Here is a 6649-nt window from a genome sequence, read left to right on the forward strand (position 1 = left end):
ACGGCTGCTGTCGGCCGATATCGGTCGTCTCAGGTAGGAAACAGTTTCATTTTCACAGTGCTGTTTACTTCGATTTATACTCCACGGGTCGTTTCTCGTCACATGGAGCGATCACGAGCCTCGGAATGTGTCCCGGGACTTGCCTCGTCCACCGAACCCGTCCACGTCCGGCACGGTCCGGTTCGGTTCGGAGTAAGCATCCCTCGGTCATCGTGACGGCGGACGACGAGACGATCCTGGTTTGGCACCGGACGGACCTCCGGGTTCGGGACAATCCCGCGCTCGACAGAGCCGCCGCGCTCGCTCGCGAGAACGAGGCGACGATACAGCCCGTCTTCGTTTTCGATCCGCGGTTCTACGGCTCGCGCTCGCTCGCTTGTGACGGCCGGGCCGCCTTCCTCCACGAGTGTCTCGCCAGTCTCCGTGAGCAGTATCGTGAACGTGGTGCGGAACTCGCGTTCCTCCACGGCGAGCCCGCCCAGCGATTCGGTGCGCTCCTCGATACGACGAACACCCGGTACTCACACCTCTGCTACACCCGCCATCCGACCGCCCGCTACGGCGCTCGACGCGACGACGAGCTCGGGTCTCGCATCGGCAGTGGAGGTGAGGCCGGGGACTCCCTGCACGCTCGAACCACCATCGAAGCAGTCCCCGAGGGGGCGATAGTCTTCGACGCGCAGGAGCGAGGCATCGACTCGCGCGAGGGGTGGGCCGAACAGTGTGAGGAGTATCTGCGTGGAGAGCACCACCCGTCGCCCGACTCGGACGTGCTCGTGTCCGAGACGAACGTCCCCGCAAGCGATGTGACTATCGAGGAGATCGAGACGCAGTACGGGGTCGACGCCGTGAAACGGGACGTCCCTCGTGGGACCCATCGTGCGGCTCACCGTCGCCTCGATTGGTTCACCCGTGCGAAGACCATCGACCAGTATCCCGGTGGGATCTCGCCCCCAGCCGAAGCCGAACGGCGAACCTCGCGACTCTCGCCGTATCTTCGATTCGGTCTCCTCTCGGCTCGACAAGTCTACCAGGCCGGTGTCGAACGCGGTGGGGCCGAGCGTGCACGCGACCTCTTCGAATCGCGCTTGTACTGGAATCGTCACTTCCGCCAGAAGCTCGCCGACAACCCGACACTCACCCGGGAAGCCGTCAACCCCGTGCTCCGTGGACTCTACACGGACGACGACGAACACGATCCGGCGCTCGTCGCGGCGTGGAAGGCGGGTCGAACCGGCTTCCCGATGGTCGATGCCTCGATGCGGGCGCTCACCGAGACCGGCTGGTTGAACTTCCGGATGCGGGCGATGGTCGCCTCCTTCTTCGGCTACATCCTCAAACAGTGGTGGCGCATCGGCGCGGATTTCATGTACTACCACCTCGTCGATGCCGACCCGGCGATCAACTACGCCCAGTGGCAGATGCAGTGCGGGCTCGTCGGCTGTCACCCGAACCGGATTTACAACCCACGAAAACAGGCTCGCGAGAACGACCCGGATGGTGCGTTCGTTCGGACGTACGTCCCCGAGCTTCGTGACCTCCCGACCGAATTCCTCGCCCGTCCCGAGCGAGCACCGGTCCACGTCCAGCACGAGTGCGACACCACGATCGGCGACGAACCGGATGTCGATTACCCCTACCCGGTCGTCGACTTCGAACGCGAAGCGACCATCGCTCGCGAGCAGTTCGGCCGACTCGCCGACCAAGCACGGGCGGCGCTCGACGACCCCGCCGTTCGTCGGCGCGCGTCGCTCTCCCGAGACCGTCGTCAGCGTATGAACGGCGAAGCCACGAGTGAGAGTACGACGAACGAGCGGTCGGACGGCGGGAGTCAGCACCGTCTCGGAGAGTTCTAACCGGCACGCAACAGCCAGTCTCCGTGGGACGCGTCCGGTCGTCGAGCCAGTCGTCGACGGTCTCCCCACGAACGTCGACCGCTCACTGCGGCGGGCGGTGGCGTCGAGGGCGGACGAGCGAGCGTTCGCTGGAACCCGATCTACCGCGATTCGCGCTGTTCGACCTTGTTCAGTTCGATCAGCAGCCGAAACATCGCTTTCACCAAATTATCGTCGACGTCGAAGCGCTGGGCGTTCTCGCCGGCACGGTCCATCACGCGCTGTTCCTGGGACTCGTCGGTGGTGGGCAGTCCCTGGTCGCGCTTGACGTTCGCGATGGTCTCGGCGACGTAGGTTCGCTGGGCGATGTGCTCGACGATCTCGCGGTCGATGGTCTCGATCTCCTCGCGGAGTTCGTCGAGGTTCATCCCATCCGTGCGCCGTCGGTCCGGGTCGTCGTCAGCCATGTGTCTCCCTCGTAGTCGTCCCACGCCTCTTGTACTTTCTCTAGTGCTTCGCGCTCGCCGACCGCGGTGTAGCTCGACCCGCTTCCCGAGAGGGACGTACCAGCGGCGTGGGGGAGCGCGTCGAGTAGTGGGTCGGTCGGGAAGTCGAGCGCCGCACAGAAGGCGAACCCGTTCACCGTCATCGCGCGCTCGTAGGCCCCCTCGAACGCGAGGTCTGCCACGAGGTCGGCCAGCGGCGCGACGCGCTCACACCGCTCGATGTCCGCGTCGGCGCTGAACGCCCGCTCGTCCGGCATCCAGACCAGCACGTCCCAGTCGACGTCGTCGGCGTGAAGGTGCTCGTTCGTCGTGTTGTCCGCCACCACCGCGCCACCGAACATGCTCGCACGCGCGCCGGCGGCACAGCCAGTGATCGTGATCCCAGCGTCCTTCGCCGCCCGGATCCCGAGGTCGAGGGCTTCCTCGCGCGGGACCTCACGACCCAGCGCGTCGAGGGTCGCCAGCACCACCGCGTTCGCCGCCGCGCTCGAACTCTTCAACCCCGCCGCCATCGGCACCTCACTTTCGGTTCTCACCCGTCCACCCTCGCCGTCGCCGTGTGCGTCGACCACGAGCTCGACGCACCGCTCGATGAGGTAGGTGTCGGCATCGGGCGCGCCCTCGATCTCGCCCGTTATCGTGTCGTCGTCGGTGAGTTCCACAGTCGAAGTCGTCTCGCGGTCGATGGCGAACGCACCGCCCGTGCCGGTGGCGAGCGCGTTCAGGATGGTTCCCGCCCCCGGCGCGCTCGCGTGCCCCTTCATGCCTCGGCATCCGCGCGACCGCACTTACCGCTGGCGGTCGGACGCGGCGCTTTTGGGTCGTCCGTCCCTGTTCCCGTCATGAGCCAGCACAGCGAACTCTCGCCGGATACTCTCTCCGTAGCCCTCACCGAGGCCGGCATCGCGGTCGAGTACACCGACGGTCGCGAGGTGTTCTATCACGGCGTCCCCGCGAAAGTCGAGGGGAGCCACACCACCGCCCCGGGAAAGGAAGTCCACGTCCTCGTGACCGACCCGACGGAGACGGAGGGCGTGCTCGTCTACGTCAACGACCGGACGACCGCCGACGAGATCATGGAGGGGACCGGGGTCGGGCGGGTCTTCGTCGACGACGGCGAGGAGACCACGCTCTTTCCCGGCGTCAGCGTGGCCGCCGGGAGTTATCGGGTCACCGTCGACGCCGACCCGGACGTCGCTCGGGGGCGGGTATTCGTCTTCGAGGAGGACGAGATGGGCGAACGAAGCGTCGAAGTCGTCGGCGAGTAGTTAGATACCGGGCACGCCGAGCGCGTCGGGCGTGACGATCCCGAGCGTGCCGAGCACCACGATGACGGCGTAGACGACGATCACCGCGACGAGGCCGATCCCGGCGGCGGTGATCCAGCCACCCGGGTAGCGCCAGTTGATGACGCCGACCCAGATGACGAGCATCAGGAGCGGGCCGAGCAGCGGTATCCAGCCGATGAAGACGCCCGAGAGCACCCAGACCAGCGAGCCGATCAGGGCCGTGATCGCGGGGTTGGCGAACCCCACGTCGCGGTCGGCCACGAGGCGAACGCCAGCGTAGATACCGACCGTACCGAGGATCAGGCTGACGACGAAGACGACGATGGTGTCGAGGAGCGCCATTACTCCGGCCTCCAGTCCATCTTGATCGTCACCGACTCACGACTCCCGCGGAGGATCGAGGAGCTCTCGCGTGCGCCGACCTCGAACCCGACCGCGGCGGGCGGGCTGAGCGTGATGGTCTTGTTGTCGATGTCGATGTCGAACTGCTCGCCGGATTCGAGGTCGTCGGCGATCGTTCGGAGACGGTCGGCGGCCTCGCTACGGTCGAGTTCGTCCTCGGTGATGTTCTTCTCAGCCATGAGCTATTATATAGGGGGTGGTCGGTAATTAAACATTGTGCCAGCTCGGGGAGCTCCTGCGCCCTGTACGGGTTTCCGTGGGCCCACGACCACCGACCGAGGGTATCAGCGGCCGGTGAACTCGGGGTCGTAATCGTCCTCCGCGAAGGCCCGTGCGCCCTCGGCGTGGTCGTCGGTTTCGAGCAGCGTCGCGAACACCCGCCGGTCGTACTTCCGGCCTTCGTGGAGGTCGGATTCGGCCGCCACGTTGCCCGAGTCCTTTATCGCCCGCACCGCGAGCGGCGGTTTTTCGGCGATGGTCTCGACGAACCTCGTGACTTCCCTCTCGAACTCGTCGTCGGGGTACACGTGATTGAGGATCCCCACCTCGTCGGCGCGCTCGGCGGCGATGTGCTCGCCGGTCGTCGCGAACTCCGTCGCGACCGCGGGGTTCGCGAGCCGCGCGACGTACTGGATCCCGCCCGCCCCGGGCAGGATGCCGAGGTCGACTTCGGGGAACCCCAGCCGACTCGACTCGCTCGCGAGCCGGAAGTCACAGGCCAGCGCGAGTTCGAGGCCGCCGCCGAGACAGTAGCCGTCGATCTTCGCGACCACGGGCGCGGGGAACTCGCTGACCGAATCCCGCATGGTGTGGGGTTCGAACGCGCCCGGGGAGCTCCCCGAGAACTCGTTGATGTCCGCACCTGCACAGAAGGCCTTCTCGCCAGCTCCCTCGATGACCACCGCACGAACCGCGACACCCTCGGCGTCCGCGTCGCGCTCGGCGAGGCGGTCGAGTCCCGACACGATATCTGCCCGCATCCGCGCGTTCAGCGCGTTCAACGAGTCCGGCCGGTCGAGCGTCAGCGTCGCGACGCCGGTGTCCTCGTCGAACGCCACGACCACCGCTTCGAGTTCGTCGTGCATACGGCGACCCGTCGGGTCCCGGGCGGAATACGCTGCCGGTCAAGGGAACGTCGGGTCGGAAAGAGCGAGACTGAGCCGTTACTGCCGTCGGGCCTTCGCGCGCTCGGTCCACTGCTCGACCCGGCTCTCGGAGATGCCGGTCTCGTCGGCGAGGTCGGCGGGGTCGGCGTCCACGAGGTCGGCGACGGTCTCGACGCCGGCCTCGGCGAGCGTCTCGGAGTACGACGGCCCGATACCTTTGAGCGCGTCGGTGTCGGCATCCTCGGTGACCTGGGTTGGGTCGGCGTCGGTCGGTCCGGCCGCCTCGGCGTCCTCGGTCGCGGAGATCGACTCATTCGTCTCCTCGGTTATCGACCCCGTCGACCCGGCGGCGTCGCCGCCAGCGGCCGCGGACGCCTCGCTGCTTTCGTCGACCGCTCCCCCGGCCGAGGAGTCATCGTCGCTCGTCTCCGCACCGTCGTGATCGAGTTCGAGGTCGTCGCCATCGTCGCCGTCGGCCGGCCCGGCGGCCTCGGCGTCCTCGGTCGCGGAGGGCGACTCGTTCGTCTCCTCGGTCATCGAGCCCGTCGAGCCAGCCGCGTCGCCTTCGGCCGCCGCTGACGCCTCCGCGTTCTCGTCGCTCGACCCTGCGTCGGTCGTGTCCGTCGATTCGGGCTCGCTCCCGGCCGATCCGGTGACTTCACCGGGTTCGGCTCCGCCCTCCGCGGACTCGTCGACCATCGACTCCGTCGAGCCCGCTGCGTCGCCGCCCGCGGCCGCCGACTCGTCCTCGTCGCCCCCGACGGCTTCCGTCGATTCGTCGTCGGCCGTGCCGGTCTCGGCGTGGTCGGCCGTGAGGTCGTCGTCGCCGTCGGTCGGTCCGGCGGCCTCGGCGTCCTCGGCGGCGGAGGGCGATTCGTTCGTCTCCTCGGTCATCGAGCCCGTCGAGCCCGCCGCGTCGCTCTCGGCCGCCGCGGACGCCTCGGCGCTTTCGTCGGTGCCCTTCACCGCGGCTTCAGAGCTCGTCTCTGGGTCGGCCGACCGGTCGTCGTCGAACCAGTCGTCCGCGCCGTCCGACCGGCGGTCGTCGTCGTCGAGCCCGAGCAACGATTTGATCGTGTCGATCAACGCCATGTTGCCTGATCCTCTCCCCCGAGACTTAAATACGTGCCCGAAGCGCGCGGTTCATTGCCTCGATGGGTGCCTCGTGGCCGGTCCAGCGTTCGAACGCCGCGACGCCCTGATAGAGCAGCATCCAGCCCCCGTCGACCGTCGTCGCGCCCGCCGCCCGCGCGTCCCGCAACAGTCGGGTCTCGATCGGCGAGTAGACCGCGTCCAGCACCGCGAGGTCGCCGTGGAACGCGCCTTCGGGGACCGGCGACTCGTCGCGCTCCATCCCGACGCTGGTTGCGTTCACCAGCAGGTCGGCATCCGCGAGTAATCCATCGAGTTCGTCGAGCCCGTGTCCCGACGCGCCATCGACGTCCGCCGCGAGTTCGTGGGCCGTCTCGACGGTTCGATTTGCGATGTCGACCTCGATCCCCTCGTCGGCG

9 protein-coding genes are annotated in these 6649 nt (G+C 67.6%); 2 read left to right on the forward strand and 7 right to left on the reverse strand.

The window, feature by feature from the left end; translation table 11 throughout:
• The first annotated feature begins 212 nt into the window (after nucleotides 1-212).
• Nucleotides 213-1856 carry an FAD-binding domain-containing protein gene (locus tag D3261_RS14195; RefSeq protein WP_158589399.1) on the forward strand — a complete coding sequence of 548 codons (1644 nt, stop codon included), beginning with the start codon at nucleotides 213-215 and terminating at the stop codon, nucleotides 1854-1856.
• A gap of 140 nt (nucleotides 1857-1996) precedes the next feature.
• On the opposite strand, the gene D3261_RS14200 is transcribed toward D3261_RS14195, so the two are convergent.
• Together D3261_RS14200 and D3261_RS14205 are read right to left on the reverse strand one after the other, a co-directional pair.
• The gene (locus D3261_RS14200; RefSeq protein WP_120073450.1) at nucleotides 1997-2302 is read right to left on the reverse strand and encodes a chorismate mutase; all 306 of its coding nucleotides are present in this window, start codon (nucleotides 2300-2302) and stop codon (nucleotides 1997-1999) included.
• Entirely contained in the window at nucleotides 2260-3105 is an 846-nt protein-coding gene (locus D3261_RS14205) for a shikimate kinase (protein WP_120073452.1), read from the reverse strand. Before D3261_RS14205 ends, D3261_RS14200 begins: the two co-directional genes overlap by 43 nt.
• Nucleotides 3106-3183: 78 nt before the next feature.
• Between D3261_RS14205 and D3261_RS14210 the strand changes: the two genes are divergently transcribed.
• A complete protein-coding gene (locus tag D3261_RS14210; protein ID WP_120073454.1) occupies nucleotides 3184-3609 on the forward strand; it encodes a DUF5796 family protein in 426 nt (141 codons plus the stop codon).
• Here D3261_RS14210 and D3261_RS14215 read toward each other — a convergent pair whose 3' ends face one another.
• The 5 genes from D3261_RS14215 to D3261_RS14235 form a co-directional block, all read right to left on the reverse strand.
• Complete coding sequence (locus tag D3261_RS14215) at nucleotides 3610-3972, reverse strand: hypothetical protein (protein WP_120073456.1); 363 nt, start codon at nucleotides 3970-3972, stop codon at nucleotides 3610-3612.
• On the reverse strand, nucleotides 3972-4211 hold the full coding sequence (locus D3261_RS14220; RefSeq protein ID WP_120073458.1) for an amphi-Trp domain-containing protein: 240 nt from the start codon (nucleotides 4209-4211) through the stop codon (nucleotides 3972-3974). Before D3261_RS14220 ends, D3261_RS14215 begins: the two co-directional genes overlap by 1 nt.
• Before the next feature lie 105 nt (nucleotides 4212-4316).
• Nucleotides 4317-5117, reverse strand: coding sequence for an enoyl-CoA hydratase/isomerase family protein (locus tag D3261_RS14225; RefSeq protein WP_120073460.1), 801 nt, complete (start codon nucleotides 5115-5117; stop codon nucleotides 4317-4319).
• Nucleotides 5118-5195: 78 nt separating this feature from the next.
• Nucleotides 5196-6230, reverse strand: coding sequence for a helix-hairpin-helix domain-containing protein (locus D3261_RS14230; protein ID WP_120073461.1), 1035 nt, complete (start codon nucleotides 6228-6230; stop codon nucleotides 5196-5198).
• Between the two features lie 25 nt (nucleotides 6231-6255).
• Nucleotides 6256-6649: shikimate dehydrogenase (locus tag D3261_RS14235; protein ID WP_394337585.1), on the reverse strand; the 394-nt coding region annotated here is incomplete at its 5' end.

This window comes from Halococcus sp. IIIV-5B, assembly GCF_003602035.1.
In the GTDB taxonomy this organism is placed as follows: Archaea; Halobacteriota; Halobacteria; order Halobacteriales; family Halococcaceae; genus Halococcus; species Halococcus salsus.

Coding starts and splice junctions, on each gene's coding strand:
- D3261_RS14200 (WP_120073450.1), bottom strand. CDS start 2,302: ATGGCTGACGACGACCCGGACCGACGGCGCACGGATGGGATGAACCTC.
- D3261_RS14205 (WP_120073452.1), bottom strand. CDS start 3,105: ATGAAGGGGCACGCGAGCGCGCCGGGGGCGGGAACCATCCTGAACGCG.
- D3261_RS14210 (WP_120073454.1), top strand. CDS start 3,184: ATGAGCCAGCACAGCGAACTCTCGCCGGATACTCTCTCCGTAGCCCTC.
- D3261_RS14215 (WP_120073456.1), bottom strand. CDS start 3,972: ATGGCGCTCCTCGACACCATCGTCGTCTTCGTCGTCAGCCTGATCCTC.
- D3261_RS14220 (WP_120073458.1), bottom strand. CDS start 4,211: ATGGCTGAGAAGAACATCACCGAGGACGAACTCGACCGTAGCGAGGCC.
- D3261_RS14225 (WP_120073460.1), bottom strand. CDS start 5,117: ATGCACGACGAACTCGAAGCGGTGGTCGTGGCGTTCGACGAGGACACC.
- D3261_RS14230 (WP_120073461.1), bottom strand. CDS start 6,230: ATGGCGTTGATCGACACGATCAAATCGTTGCTCGGGCTCGACGACGAC.